Source organism: Citrobacter sp. wls615, from assembly GCF_005281355.1.
In the GTDB taxonomy this organism is placed as follows: Bacteria; Pseudomonadota; Gammaproteobacteria; order Enterobacterales; family Enterobacteriaceae; genus Citrobacter; species Citrobacter werkmanii.
Genome location: NZ_SZXM01000020.1, coordinates 1 through 13,272, shown reverse-complemented (window position 1 = coordinate 13,272; position 13,272 = coordinate 1). Strand labels below are relative to the sequence as shown.

The window sequence follows — 13,272 nt, the reverse complement described above, 5'->3', positions numbered from 1 at the left end:
AGTGGAACCTACGGCCCTGTTTCAGGGCCGTTTTCTTTTACCGCGTTTATTGTTCCGGATAAACCTGTTGGCCATCGACAAACGTTAATAACGATTCCGTTTGATGCAATTTGTCTGGCGAAATAGCCATAATATCTTGATTCAGCACCGCAAAATCGGCGAGCTTACCGGCCCGCAAACTTCCCCGTTGCTGTTCGGCAAAAGCGAGCCAGGCGGCATTTCGGGTATACATTTTTAACGCATCTTCCCGGCTTAACTGGCGCGAGTCGTGGCGTATCGAGCCGTCGAGTGCTTTACCTGTGACATGATACTCAATGGCATGCCACACTCCCGCAACGCCAATCCGCGTCGCATCTGTACCGCCGGCAACGATTACCCCCTGCTCTAACGCGGGTTGAACTGGCGATGAGAGTGCCGCCACCGTTTTATCATTTGCGCGTTCGATGGCGGGAGATTCAAAATATGGCCCCATCTGGACAGAATAGGCCAAGCCGAGTTTCTTCATGCGGGTAATTGTTTCTGGCGTACCGGTATTGAGATGCGCAATAGACCAGCGCAACGGAGCAATGTCATACGATTTAGCCACCTCGCTAATGAGATCTAAAATCGCATCTGCACTGTCATCGGTATAGGCATGTATTTCTACGGCAACCCCTTCCTGGGCGGCAAGCTGGAGCACCTTAAATTGTTCTTGTTGGGATTGTGCAGAAGACTTAAATCCAGATGACATCCGTACGCCGTCATTCATTGCCATCACCAGGCTTTCACCGAAGCCCAGAAAGGCTATTCTGCCGTCATCGTGTATTGCCGGGCGAAATGCCAGACGTTGTTTAAACCATTCCGTTTCATTACCAGGCGGTGCGGATAAACGATATCCAACACGTATCCTGAGAGGTTGCTGCTGCTGAAGTTTAAAGAAATCACGATAAGCTTGCTCATGCCCGGCAGAAGGATCGATAAACCCGACCACGCCGCGTTTATTTAAATAACGAACAAAGGCGTTAAGGTTCTTTTCAACATCGGAAGTCTGGCTAATCTGGGCGAAAAGCTGGTTAAAACTGCCAATGGTCCCGCGCAATTTCCCCGTTGCCAGCCCTTTGTCATCGCGTTCTATCACGATCCCTGCCGGAACATCCGGCTGTGAACTATTAAGTTTTAGGGTCTCGATAGCCTTTTGATTTAACAGGGCATAGTCATAAAGGCTTTGTATATACGCAGGATGATGAGGCACCGCCTGATTCAGTTCCTGAACCGTCGGATCCCGTTTTTCAGCAAATTGTTCAGGTATCCATGAGCCAGCCACCGCCACCCATTGCGCAGTATTTTTCTGTGCCGCAGATTGCGACAATTTATTTAACGCATCGGGTAAATTTTTAGTATCAAACCAGTAGGTTTCAAATAAAAACGTCCTCCCACCCCGAATGCCATGCAGATGCGCATCAATTAATCCCGGAATAACGGTTTGCCCCGTAAGATTGATTTCCTTCGTGTTCGGTCCGGACCATTTTTTCACCGTTTCATTATTACCCACCGCAATAATATGCCGCCCTTTTACCGCCAGCGCCTGCGCGTTGGGTTGTTGTTCATCCATGGTAATCAGCTTGCCGTTATACAAAATAACATCGGCCTTGTCCTGAGAATGCGCCAGAAATGAAGTTCCGATCAGAATTGCGGCCAACGTTGCGTTGCGAATAGCCGGAGGGGGAGTATTAAAGCGAAGTCCCAGTTTACCCATCATATTTATCTACCTTTTCACGTGATGAAAATCAGGAAAGCTGATGCAGCACCGCCAGGCTGGCGATGTGTGCGCTGGATAGCAAACGTTCGAGCGTATGCCCGCAACGGGCTTTTCCCGACAGACCGAGCATCGTGGTACTGACATAATCGGTCAGACTATCAGCCACTTCGGGATGGCGAGCGGCGATAAAGTCATGAATTTTATATTCAGCAACCGAGTAGAAAGTCCTTGCCACCTGCCGCGCCTGCGGATCAGTGCTATGCGTGCCCTCCAGAACCAAACAACCTGGCGCATGCGGATCCGCGGCATAGCGTCGCGCCGCCTCTTCAAGCAATGCAGTAAGACACTCGGCAACCGGTCTGTCAGAACGCAAAATATCATCAAACGGGATCGCATCGGTTTGTACATAGCGACCAAGCACGCGTTCATAAAGACCGATTTTGTTCCCAAAAGCGGCATAGAAACTCGGGGGCTTGATGTTCAGGGCCTGCGTAACATCCGCTACGCTCACAGCGTCGTATCCATGCGCGTGAAATAAGGGCTGTACTTTGGCAACAGCCAGTTCCGGATCAAAATTACGTGGTCGCCCTGGGGCGCGCGAACATTTTGTAGTGCTCATTACAAATCCATTGACAGAAAACCATGCGCCCATTATATATCGATCACTACATAATTGTTCAAGGAGTATCTCATGTCCCCATTTAACGGCAAGTCAGTTCTGGTTCTTGGCGGCAGTCGTGGGATTGGCGCGGCTATTGTGCGCCGTTTCGCCGCAGATGGCGCAGCGGTGACCTTTACCTATTCAGGCTCAGCAGACGCAGCAAAAGCGCTTGCGGATGAAACAGGGGCCCACACGGCGCAAACCGATAGCGCCGATCGCGATGCCGTCATTAGCCGGGTACGGGAAAGCGGCCCGCTGGATGTGTTAGTGGTGAATGCAGGAATTGTACTGTTCGGCGACGCGCTGAAGCAGGATCCCGATGACGTTGAGCGCCTGTTCCGCATTAATATCCACGCCCCCTGGTACGCGGCAGTCGAGGCGGCACGACAAATGCCTGATGGCGGACGGATTATCATTATTGGTTCAGTAAACGGCGATCGTATGCCAATTGCCGGTATGGCTTCCTACGCGTTAAGTAAGTCTGCTCTGCAAGGCCTGGCACGAGGGCTGGCGCGTGATTTCGGCGCGCGCGGTATTACGGTCAACGTGGTGCAACCGGGTCCCATCGATACCGATGCGAATCCAGCAGAAGGTCCATTGAAAGAGCTGATGCACAGCTTTATGGCGCTAAAACGACACGGTCGACCAGAAGAGGTGGCCGGAATGGTTGCCTGGTTGGCAGGTCCGGAGGCCGGGTTTGTGACGGGAGCTATGCATACCATTGATGGGGCGTTTGGCGCCTGACAGTAATAACAGGCCGGAGACAAATGCCCCGGCCTGTTCAGCGAACTTAGTTCTCAGTATCGAGTTCGTCGAAGCTTTTCACCAGATCATCAATCGCTTTGATCTGCGTGAGGAACTGTTCCAGTTTCGCCAGCGGCAGTGCGGATGGGCCATCGCATTTCGCATTGGCTGGATCAGGATGCGCTTCAATAAACAAGCCTGCCAGACCTACCGCCATGCCCGCGCGCGCCAGTTCGGTCACCTGGCCACGACGGCCGCCGCTTGCGGCGCCAAACGGGTCGCGGCACTGCAGCGCATGGGTGACGTCGAAAATCACCGGCGAGTTGCCGGAGACCTTTTTCATCACGCTAAAGCCCAGCATATCCACGACCAGGTTGTCATAACCGAAGTTTGCGCCACGGTCACACAGGATAACCTTATCGTTACCGCCTTCATGGAATTTATCCACGATATTACCCATCTGACCCGGGCTTACGAACTGCGGTTTTTTCACGTTGATAACAGCGCCGGTTTTCGCCATCGCTTCCACCAGATCGGTCTGGCGAGCGAGGAATGCCGGCAGTTGAATCACATCCACCACATCAGCAACAGGCTGAGCCTGGCTGGCTTCGTGAACGTCGGTGATCACTTTTACGCCAAAAGTTTGCTTCAGTTCCTGGAAGATTTTCATCCCTTCTTCAAGGCCCGGTCCACGGTAAGAGTGGATGGAAGAACGGTTGGCTTTATCAAAGGAGGCTTTGAACACGTAAGGGATACCCAGTTTTTGAGTAACGGTTACGTAGTGCTCACAAATGCGCATCGCCAGGTCGCGGGATTCCAGCACGTTCATTCCGCCAAACAGCACGAACGGCAGGTCATTTGCCACGTTGATGTCGCCAATGCTAACCACTTTTTGTTTCATAGGATCGCCTTAAACGGTAGGTAAAGTGTCATTAATCAATGCAATACAATTTGTTTGTGCGAAATCGTGTTAATCTGCGCACGAATCATTTCGCTGATCGGGTCTTCCGGACACTGCTCAACGAAATAACTTAAATCTGTCAGCGCAACATGTTCACACTCCAGTTGCGCATATATCAATCCCCGATCGCGAATTTCATACGGATCTTCAGGATTAAACTGCAATAATGCTTCACTGGCACGCAGCGCCAGTTCCATTTGCCGCTCTTCCATCAGCGATGATTTCAGCGTGTCGAGCAATTTACGGATCACTTCTGCGTTATCCGCTTCGTCCAGATCTTCATTAAACAGTTCCGCGACCGGGCTGATATTTCCCTTCAGCCACACTTCCAGCGTGTGTTCATTTAACGTTTCGCCATTGAACGGATTGATTAGCCACATTTCGCCATCGAGCGATTCAATGCGCAGGATGAGTTGTGTCGGGAAAATCACCGGTACCAGCGGCAGATCCAGTCGGTTGGCAATCCACAATAAGATCGCGCCCAACGACACCGCACTGCCCTGACGATTTTTCAGAACCTGGTCGAGCCATAGTGCATCAGAAAGACGATAGACGCCGTGGGTATCCGTAAATCCCCATTCGCCGTAAAAAAGTGCCAGCAGTTTTTCCAGTTGCTCATCCTGAGACAGGAGCTGGCTAATTTCTTCTTGCGCCAGACTGACCAGACGTTCCAGTTCGTCATAGACAGTTTGTGTTGGAAAATCCAGACGGATAGACTCCGACGCCAGGATCATCCCATCACACAATGGCGCTTTATTAAATTCGAAATCAGCTAACGACCTCATGACTTACCCCAGTAACGGTATTTTTGTGGTGGCGAGTTTAATGATGATGTACAGCACCACCAACGCCAGCGGAAATGCGACTAATCGCGCCTGCTGGCTGCGCGCCCGACGGTAATCGAGCGCAATAAAACCCAAAACGATGTAAATGATAACCCCAAACAGCTTTTCAGTCAGCCATGTCCCTTGTTCGGTGAATGGCAGGATGTGCGTTTTAACCATTAACGCTACGCCGCTGAGTAATAAAACGGTATCCACCACCGGCGGCACAATGCGCGTCCAGCGGGCACGGGCTAGACGCGCGTCGGTGTAACGCCACCAAAAACGCAGCGTCAGCAGACTAACAGAAAGCGCAATGCTGATGAGATGAACGTTGAGTAACAGACTGATGGTACTCATGATGGGAGGCGTCCAAGCGTAATTCGCTCGTTGCCGCCGTAATCACGGCAGGTTTCAACCGCCAGATAACCCGCGCGAGTAAAGGCATCGCGCACGGCCTCGCCCTGCTGCCAGCCATGTTCCAGCAAAAGATAGCCGCCGGGCGTTAACACGTGCTGAGACTGGTCAATAATATGTACGATATCCGCCAGCCCCTGATCGCCCGCCACCAGCGCCGACAGCGGTTCAAAGCGCACATCGCCCTGTGCCAAATGCGGATCCTGTTCGTCGATGTACGGCGGATTGCTGACAATCATGTCAAACTGCTGCCCCTGCAAAGCGCTAAACCAGTCGCTTTGCAGCACGTTAACATTGTCGATAGCCAGGTGCTGTGTATTGCGCATAGCCAGCGCCACGGCATCCGGCATCCGATCAACCGCCGTCACCGCGCAATCCGGACGCTCGGTTGCCAGCGCTAGCGCAATCGCGCCCGTACCGGTTCCCAGATCGAGAATGCGACATGCAGAGGATGGCAGGCGAGCCAGCGCCTGCTCCACCAGACACTCGGTATCCGGACGCGGAATCAGCGTGGCTGGAGATACAAACAGCGGCAGCGACCAGAACTCGCGCACGCCGGTTAAGTGCGCCACGGGTTCGCCCCGCTGACGCCGCTCCAGTAACGTATTGAGCTGCTGACGCTGCGTCTCGGTTAACAGCGTTTCACCGAAAGCCAGAATAAAGGTGCGCCCCTTGCCGGTAACGAACTCGAGTAAAATCTCGGCGTCACGGCGCGGGCTTTCGCTTGCCTGTAATTGGCTTATCGCTTCACGCAGCCAGTGCTGATAGTCCATTAATCCTGCTCGGACAACGCCGCCAGTTGATCGGCCTGGTATTCCTGGACAATTGGCTCAATGAGCATATCCAGTTTACCTTCCATCGCTTCATCCAGACGGTAGAGCGTCAGGTTAATGCGGTGATCGGTCACGCGCCCCTGCGGGAAGTTGTATGTGCGGTTGCGATCGCTGCGATCGCCGCTGCCCAGCAGGTTGCGACGCTCAGAGGCTTCCGCCTGTTGACGCCTTGCCACTTCGGCCGCACGAATGCGCGCCCCCAGCACCGACATCGCTTTCGCTTTGTTTTTATGCTGTGAACGTTCGTCCTGACATTCCACCACGATGCCGGTTGGCAAGTGGGTAATACGGATTGCGGAGTCGGTGGTGTTAACGTGCTGACCCCCTGCGCCAGATGAGCGGAAGGTATCAATACGCAGATCGGCCGGGTTGATGTCCGGCAGTTCAGCATCCGGCAGCTCCGGCATAACCGCGACCGTACAGGCGGAGGTATGAATACGGCCCTGTGATTCCGTCGCCGGTACGCGCTGCACGCGATGACCACCGGACTCAAATTTCAGTCGGCCGTAAACGCCTTCGCCGCTGATCTTGGCAATAACTTCTTTAAAACCGCCATGCTCGCCTTCGCTGGCGCTCATGATCTCAACCCGCCAGCGGCGCGATTCAGCGTAACGACTGTACATACGGAACAGATCGCCAGCAAATAACGCGGCTTCATCACCGCCGGTTCCCGCCCGCACTTCAAGGAAGGCGTTACGTTCGTCATCAGGATCTTTCGGTAACAGCAGAACCTGCAGATGTTGTTCCAACTGTTCACATTTCTCTTTTGCTTCGCGCAGTTCATCCTGCGCCATTTCACGCATTTCAGGATCGTCGAGCATCATCTGAGCTGTCTCGATATCTTCCTGAACCTGTTGCCAGTCCGTAAAACAGCGCGATACATCGCTTAATTGCGCATATTCGCGCGACAGTGCACGAAAGCGGTCCTGGTCTGCGATAGTACCCGCATCGCCGAGCAGCGCCTGAACTTCTTCATGACGTTCATGCAGGGCTTCCAGTTTGGCAACGATAGAAGGCTTCATAGGCGTAAATGCACCCTGTAAAAAATAAGATTGGTGTGTTGCTACTCCAGCCCGAGGCTGTCGCGCAGAATATTCAGGCGTTCACTATCCCCGTCACGGGCGGCCTGTTGAAGTGATTTGGTTGGTGCGTGGATCAGACGGTTAGTCAGTTTCCAGGCCAGATCCTGCATAATGGCTTGCGCATCACCGCCCTGTTGAAGAGCGGCCAACGCTTTGGCGGTCAGTTCATCACGGATCTGTTCTGACTGACTGCGATACTCGCGGATAGTGTCACTTGCGCCCTGGGCACGCAGCCAGGCCATAAACTCGCTGGTTTCCTGCGCCACGATCGTTTCGGCTTCCACGGCCGCCGCTTTGCGCTGGGCCAGGTTATGCGAAATGATGCTTTGCAGATCGTCAACGCTGTACAAGTAGGCGTTGGACAATTTGCCCACTTCCGGCTCGACATCGCGCGGTACGGCGATATCCACCAGCAGCATAGGCTGGTTACGACGGTTTTTAAGCGCACGCTCTACCATTCCTTTACCGATAATCGGCAGCGGACTGGCGGTTGAACTGATAATGATATCGGCATCCTGCAAGCGGGCATCGATATCGCTCAATGAAATCACTTCAGCGCCGACTTCATCCGCCAGCACCTGCGCGCGTTCACGCGTGCGGTTGGCGATGATCATCTTCTTCACTTTGTGTTCGCGCAAATGACGCGCCACCAATTCGATGGTCTCGCCTGCGCCGACTAACAGTACGGTTACTGTGGAGAGCGATTCAAAGATCTGCCGCGCCAGCGTACAGGCAGCAAAAGCCACGGAAACAGCGCTGGCGCCGATATCAGTTTCGGTACGGACACGTTTAGCGACAGAGAACGATTTCTGGAACATGCGCTCCAGCGCACTGGCGTTCTGGTGGCCTTTCTGCGAATCCGCAAAGGCTTTTTTAACCTGTCCCAAAATCTGCGGCTCGCCGAGCACCAGCGAATCCAGACCACTGGCAACGCGCATCAGATGGCTGACGGCGTCATTGTCCTGGTGCCAGTACAGGCTATTGCGCAGGTCTTCTTCATTAAGGTTATGGTATTCACACAACCAGCGAATCAGTGCTTCTTGCAGGTTGTCCTGCTCTTCCACGCTGAGGTAAATCTCTGTGCGGTTACACGTCGACAGCACTACCCCGCCCTGCACCATTGGCAGCGCTTGCAGGCTGTCCAGCGCCTGATCGAGCGTATCCGGCGAAAACGTGACGCGTTCTCGCAGCGATACAGGTGCCGTTTTATGGTTAATACCAAGCGCTAAAAGGGTCATGTGAGCGGGAATAGTACCAGCGTTGATAAGGTTAGACTGGGTGCATCATACAGGATGCGTGCGGTCAATAAAAGAGACTGCCCCCCTTTTGGAGTAATAGCTTAGCGCACAAATTTAAGCGATTTAAGATAACTTGAACGTAGACGATGTCAGATGGTGGCGCTAGCATTGAGAGTTATAACTGCAACGTATCTCAAGGATTTGTCATCATTATGACCCTGCCTGATTTTCGCCTGATTCGCCTGCTGCCCCTTGCAGCCCTGGTTCTTAGTGCCTGTACCCTCAACGCACCGAAAGGTCCCGGCAAAAGCCCCGATTCCCCGCAGTGGCGCCAGCACCAGCAGGAAGTACGCGCCCTGAACCAATATCAGACGCGCGGTGCGTTCGCTTATATCTCCGATCAACAGAAAGTGTATGCCCGCTTTTTCTGGCAGCAAACCGGACAGGATCGCTATCGTCTGCTGCTGACCAACCCGCTGGGCAGCACGGAATTGGAACTCAATGCGCAGCCGGGCAACGTTGAGCTTGTCGATAACAAAGGTAAGCACTACACCGCCGACAACGCCGAAGAGATGATTGGTAAACTGACCGGCATGCCTATTCCGTTGAATAGCCTGCGCCAGTGGATCCTTGGCCTGCCGGGTGACGCCACCGATTACAAGCTCGACGACCAATATCGTCTGAGCGAAGTGAACTACAGTAAAGACGGTAAAAGCTGGAAAGTGGTCTATAGCGCCTACGACAGCAAAACGCAGCCTGCGATGCCAGCCAACATGGAGCTGTCCGACGGCTCCCAGCGTATTAAGCTGAAAATGGATAACTGGATTGTGAAATGATGAGCCATTGGCCCTCTCCGGCAAAACTGAATCTGTTTTTATATATCACCGGGCAGCGTGCGGACGGTTACCACACGCTACAGACGTTATTCCAGTTTCTCGACTATGGCGACGAGATTGGCATCAATCTGCGCCACGATGGCGAAATACACCTCCTAACCCCGGTGGAAGGCGTTGCGCATGAAGATAACCTGATCGTGCGCGCGGCGCGTTTGCTGATGAAGACAGCGTCGACAAGCGATCGCCTGCCCGCAGGAAGCGGCGCGGACATCAGTATCGAAAAGCGTCTGCCGATGGGTGGCGGCCTGGGCGGCGGTTCGTCAAATGCGGCCACCGTTCTGGTGGCGTTGAATCATCTCTGGCGGTGTGGGCTTTCGGTTGATGAACTGGCGGCAATCGGCTTGACGCTGGGGGCGGATGTTCCCGTGTTCGTGCGCGGCCACGCGGCTTTTGCCGAAGGCGTGGGAGAAATTCTGACGCCGGTCGATCCACCTGAAAAATGGTATCTGGTCGCTCATCCGGGAGTCAGTATTCCAACGCCGGTCATTTTTAACGATCCTGACCTCCCGCGTAACACGCCAAAAAGGTCAATAAAAACGTTACTAAAATGTGAATTCGGCAATGATTGCGAGGTTATCGCAAGAAAACGTTTTCGCGAGGTTGATGCGGCGCTTTCCTGGCTGTTAGAATACGCGCCGTCGCGCCTGACTGGTACAGGGGCTTGTGTCTTTGCTGAATTTGACACAGAGTCTCGTGCTCGCCAGGTGCTTGAGCAAGCCCCGGAATGGCTCAAAGGCTTTGTGGCGAAAGGCGTCAACCTCTCCCCTTTGCATAGAGCGTTACTCTAAATCATTCGGGTTTCAGGAAGATGGCGAGATGACGGAACACCTGGCGCATACAACAGTATGTGCTGGTGTGAGGAATTAACGCCAACGCACATGAAACCCGAAGGATGAAGAGTAAACCGGGCAAGCTGAGTTGCGGTGACAACGTCACCCTGTTCCAGACGTTGCATCGCGCTCTTTAATACACCGCATGGAGAGGATACTGCCTGGCCCGCACAGTTTTCGGCAGATTCTTTCCACCAATGGACGCATGCCTGAGGTTCTTCTCGTGCCTGATATGAAGCTTTTTGCTGGTAACGCCACCCCGGAACTAGCACAACGTATTGCCAACCGCCTGTACACTTCACTCGGCGACGCCGCTGTAGGTCGCTTTAGCGACGGCGAAGTCAGCGTACAAATTAATGAAAATGTACGCGGTGGTGATATTTTCATCATCCAGTCCACTTGTGCCCCTACTAACGACAACCTGATGGAATTGGTCGTTATGGTTGATGCGCTGCGCCGTGCTTCCGCAGGCCGTATCACCGCCGTTATTCCTTACTTCGGCTATGCACGTCAGGATCGTCGCGTACGTTCCGCTCGTGTACCGATTACCGCTAAAGTCGTCGCTGATTTCCTGTCCAGCGTTGGCGTTGACCGCGTCCTCACCGTTGACCTGCATGCTGAACAGATCCAGGGCTTCTTTGACGTACCGGTTGATAACGTATTCGGTAGCCCAATCCTGTTAGAAGACATGCTGCAACTGAATCTGGACAACCCGATCGTGGTTTCTCCGGACATCGGTGGCGTCGTGCGTGCCCGTGCTATCGCTAAACTGCTGAACGATACCGATATGGCTATCATCGACAAACGTCGTCCGCGTGCGAACGTTTCTCAGGTGATGCACATCATTGGTGACGTTGCAGGTCGTGACTGCGTGCTGGTTGATGACATGATCGATACCGGCGGTACGCTGTGTAAAGCAGCAGAAGCACTGAAAGAACGTGGTGCAAAACGCGTATTTGCTTACGCAACCCACCCGATCTTCTCAGGTAATGCGGCAAACAACCTGCGCAACTCAGTGATTGATGAAGTCGTTGTCTGTGACACTATTCCACTGACTGACGAAATCAAAGCGCTGCCAAACGTGCGTACATTGACCCTGTCGGGTATGCTGGCCGAAGCGATTCGTCGTATCAGCAACGAAGAATCCATCTCTGCTATGTTCGAGCATTAATCGAGCCCGGCTCAAAAACCCGCTGCGGCGGGTTTTTTTATCTGTAATACTTATTTGTATGACTTTTGCCTACTTCACCTGCCATTTAGTTGACAGATGATGCGCTCATGGATGAAACATTATTGTGAACAGATTATTTTCCTCACATGTGATGCCTTTCCGCGCCCTCATCGACGCTTGTTGGAAAGAAAAATATACCGCTTCTCGCTTTACCCGTGACCTGATCGCCGGGATAACGGTGGGGATCATTGCCATTCCGCTGGCAATGGCCCTGGCAATAGGGAGTGGCGTTGCGCCGCAGTACGGTCTGTATACCTCCGCCGTCGCTGGGATTGTTATCGCCCTCACCGGGGGGTCGCGCTTTAGCGTCTCTGGCCCGACCGCCGCCTTCGTGGTGATCCTGTATCCGGTGTCGCAACAGTTTGGGCTGGCAGGCCTGCTGGTTGCCACGCTCATGTCCGGGATATTTCTGATCCTTTTCGGCCTCGCCCGTTTTGGTCGCCTGATCGAATATATTCCCGTGTCGGTTACGTTAGGCTTTACGTCGGGTATTGGTATCACTATCGGTACCATGCAGATTAAAGATTTTCTTGGCCTGCAAATGGCCCATGTACCGGAGCACTACCTGCAAAAAGTTGGTGCGCTGTTTATGGCCTTGCCAACCATCAACTTCGGCGATGCCGCCATTGGCGTGGTAACGCTGGGGATCCTGATTTTCTGGCCTCGTTTGGGGATCCGACTGCCGGGTCACCTTCCTGCACTGCTGGCAGGCTGTGCGGTAATGGGAATTGTGAACCTGACCGGTGGTCACGTTGCGACCATCGGTTCCCAGTTCCACTACATTCTGGCTGACGGCTCACAGGGTAACGGTATCCCGCAGTTGCTGCCGCAACTGGTATTACCGTGGAATATGCCCGAGTCAAACTTTACCCTGAGCTGGAGTTCATTACAGGCGCTGTTACCGGCAGCCTTCTCAATGGCGATGCTGGGGGCAATTGAATCTCTGCTGTGCGCCGTCGTCCTCGACGGCATGACCGGCACCAAGCATAAAGCCAACAGCGAGCTGATTGGTCAGGGGCTGGGTAACATTGTTGCGCCGTTCTTTGGTGGTATCACCGCCACGGCGGCAATTGCCCGTTCTGCGGCCAACGTCCGCGCCGGGGCAACCTCACCCGTTTCGGCGGTCATCCACGCGATTCTGGTGATCCTGGCGCTATTGGTTTTAGCACCGCTGCTTTCATGGCTACCGCTTTCCGCCATGGCCGCCCTGCTGCTGATGGTGGCATGGAACATGAGTGAAGCCCACAAAGTGGTGGATCTGCTGCGTCATGCGCCAAAAGACGACATCATCGTCATGCTGATGTGTATGTCGCTGACGGTGCTGTTCGACATGGTTATCGCCATCAGCGTCGGGATCGTTCTCGCTTCTCTGCTGTTTATGCGCCGTATTGCGCGCATGACGCGGCTGGCACCGGTCAACGTTGATGTAGCAGACGATGTTCTGGTGCTACGCGTCATCGGCCCGCTGTTCTTTGCCGCGGCGGAGGGATTATTTACCGATCTCGAGTCGCGCATTGCGGGTAAACGCATTGTGGTCTTGAAGTGGGACGCAGTCCCGGTACTGGATGCTGGTGGTCTGGACGCCTTCCAACGTTTTGTAAAACGTCTGCCGGAAGGTTGCGAATTACGTATCAGTAACCTGGAGTTCCAGCCGCTACGTACCATGGCCCGCGCGGGTATTCAGCCTATTCCAGGACGCCTGACGTTCTTCCCGAATAAAGACGCCGCACTGGCGGATATCAGCTGACGCCCAGCCCTACCCGGCGAAGCGCCCCGGGCTACACATGACAGGCAATAAATATCCTCCGGCATAGCCGGAG

13 protein-coding genes are annotated in these 13,272 nt (G+C 53.8%); 5 read left to right on the top strand and 8 right to left on the bottom strand.

What is annotated here, in order from left to right; all coding sequences use genetic code 11:
• Window positions 1–46: 46 nt before the first annotated feature.
• Window positions 47–1,738 (bottom strand): amidohydrolase, encoded by a 1,692-nt coding sequence (locus FDX04_RS06040; protein ID WP_137370613.1) that lies wholly within the window; start codon window positions 1,736–1,738, stop codon window positions 47–49.
• Window positions 1,739–1,766: 28 nt separating this feature from the next.
• Entirely contained in the window at window positions 1,767–2,357 is a 591-nt protein-coding gene (locus tag FDX04_RS06035; protein ID WP_137370612.1) for a TetR/AcrR family transcriptional regulator, read from the bottom strand.
• A 72-nt stretch (window positions 2,358–2,429) separates the two neighbouring features.
• Between FDX04_RS06035 and bdcA the strand changes: the two genes are divergently transcribed.
• Window positions 2,430–3,143 carry an SDR family oxidoreductase gene (gene bdcA / locus FDX04_RS06030; protein ID WP_137370611.1) on the top strand — a complete coding sequence of 238 codons (714 nt, stop codon included), beginning with the start codon at window positions 2,430–2,432 and terminating at the stop codon, window positions 3,141–3,143.
• 46 nt (window positions 3,144–3,189) lie between these two features.
• Here the strand turns inward: bdcA and kdsA are convergent, their stop codons facing one another.
• Genes kdsA through hemA form a run of 6 tightly spaced genes read right to left on the bottom strand, consistent with a single transcriptional unit; the run spans window position 3,190 to window position 8,495 of the window.
• Window positions 3,190–4,044 carry a 3-deoxy-8-phosphooctulonate synthase gene (gene kdsA, locus FDX04_RS06025; RefSeq protein WP_038641145.1) on the bottom strand — a complete coding sequence of 285 codons (855 nt, stop codon included), beginning with the start codon at window positions 4,042–4,044 and terminating at the stop codon, window positions 3,190–3,192.
• Between the two features lie 35 nt (window positions 4,045–4,079).
• Window positions 4,080–4,889 (bottom strand): invasion regulator SirB1, encoded by an 810-nt coding sequence (gene sirB1, locus FDX04_RS06020; protein WP_006684256.1) that lies wholly within the window; start codon window positions 4,887–4,889, stop codon window positions 4,080–4,082.
• Window positions 4,890–4,892: 3 nt separating this feature from the next.
• The gene (gene sirB2 / locus FDX04_RS06015) at window positions 4,893–5,285 is read right to left on the bottom strand and encodes an invasion regulator SirB2 (RefSeq protein ID WP_079223840.1); all 393 of its coding nucleotides are present in this window, start codon (window positions 5,283–5,285) and stop codon (window positions 4,893–4,895) included.
• Window positions 5,282–6,115, bottom strand: coding sequence for a peptide chain release factor N(5)-glutamine methyltransferase (prmC, locus tag FDX04_RS06010; RefSeq protein ID WP_137370610.1), 834 nt, complete (start codon window positions 6,113–6,115; stop codon window positions 5,282–5,284). Before prmC ends, sirB2 begins: the two co-directional genes overlap by 4 nt.
• Entirely contained in the window at window positions 6,115–7,197 is a 1,083-nt protein-coding gene (prfA, locus tag FDX04_RS06005) for a peptide chain release factor 1 (RefSeq protein ID WP_003020786.1), read from the bottom strand. The genes prmC and prfA overlap by 1 nt, the downstream gene beginning before the upstream one ends.
• Before the next feature lie 41 nt (window positions 7,198–7,238).
• A complete protein-coding gene (gene hemA, locus FDX04_RS06000) occupies window positions 7,239–8,495 on the bottom strand; it encodes a glutamyl-tRNA reductase (protein WP_042307946.1) in 1,257 nt (418 codons plus the stop codon).
• Between the two features lie 212 nt (window positions 8,496–8,707).
• Here hemA and lolB point away from each other — a divergent pair, with 212 nt between their 5' ends.
• The 4 genes from lolB (at window position 8,708) to dauA (ending at window position 13,199) form a co-directional block, all read left to right on the top strand.
• Window positions 8,708–9,331, top strand: a complete 624-nt coding sequence (gene lolB / locus FDX04_RS05995; RefSeq protein WP_137370609.1) for a lipoprotein insertase outer membrane protein LolB — start codon at window positions 8,708–8,710, stop codon at window positions 9,329–9,331.
• Window positions 9,328–10,179, top strand: a complete 852-nt coding sequence (gene ispE / locus FDX04_RS05990) for a 4-(cytidine 5'-diphospho)-2-C-methyl-D-erythritol kinase (RefSeq protein WP_061381218.1) — start codon at window positions 9,328–9,330, stop codon at window positions 10,177–10,179. The genes lolB and ispE overlap by 4 nt, the downstream gene beginning before the upstream one ends.
• Window positions 10,180–10,444: 265 nt before the next feature.
• Entirely contained in the window at window positions 10,445–11,392 is a 948-nt protein-coding gene (gene prs, locus FDX04_RS05985) for a ribose-phosphate diphosphokinase (protein ID WP_001518537.1), read from the top strand.
• A gap of 124 nt (window positions 11,393–11,516) precedes the next feature.
• Window positions 11,517–13,199 carry a C4-dicarboxylic acid transporter DauA gene (gene dauA, locus FDX04_RS05980; protein WP_137370608.1) on the top strand — a complete coding sequence of 561 codons (1,683 nt, stop codon included), beginning with the start codon at window positions 11,517–11,519 and terminating at the stop codon, window positions 13,197–13,199.
• Window positions 13,200–13,272: the final 73 nt, after the last annotated feature.

Coding starts and splice junctions, on each gene's coding strand:
- FDX04_RS06040 (WP_137370613.1), bottom strand. CDS start 1,738: ATGATGGGTAAACTGGGACTTCGCTTTAATACTCCCCCTCCGGCTATT.
- FDX04_RS06035 (WP_137370612.1), bottom strand. CDS start 2,357: ATGAGCACTACAAAATGTTCGCGCGCCCCAGGGCGACCACGTAATTTT.
- bdcA (WP_137370611.1), top strand. CDS start 2,430: ATGTCCCCATTTAACGGCAAGTCAGTTCTGGTTCTTGGCGGCAGTCGT.
- kdsA (WP_038641145.1), bottom strand. CDS start 4,044: ATGAAACAAAAAGTGGTTAGCATTGGCGACATCAACGTGGCAAATGAC.
- sirB1 (WP_006684256.1), bottom strand. CDS start 4,889: ATGAGGTCGTTAGCTGATTTCGAATTTAATAAAGCGCCATTGTGTGAT.
- sirB2 (WP_079223840.1), bottom strand. CDS start 5,285: ATGAGTACCATCAGTCTGTTACTCAACGTTCATCTCATCAGCATTGCG.
- prmC (WP_137370610.1), bottom strand. CDS start 6,115: ATGGACTATCAGCACTGGCTGCGTGAAGCGATAAGCCAATTACAGGCA.
- prfA (WP_003020786.1), bottom strand. CDS start 7,197: ATGAAGCCTTCTATCGTTGCCAAACTGGAAGCCCTGCATGAACGTCAT.
- hemA (WP_042307946.1), bottom strand. CDS start 8,495: ATGACCCTTTTAGCGCTTGGTATTAACCATAAAACGGCACCTGTATCG.
- lolB (WP_137370609.1), top strand. CDS start 8,708: ATGACCCTGCCTGATTTTCGCCTGATTCGCCTGCTGCCCCTTGCAGCC.
- ispE (WP_061381218.1), top strand. CDS start 9,328: ATGATGAGCCATTGGCCCTCTCCGGCAAAACTGAATCTGTTTTTATAT.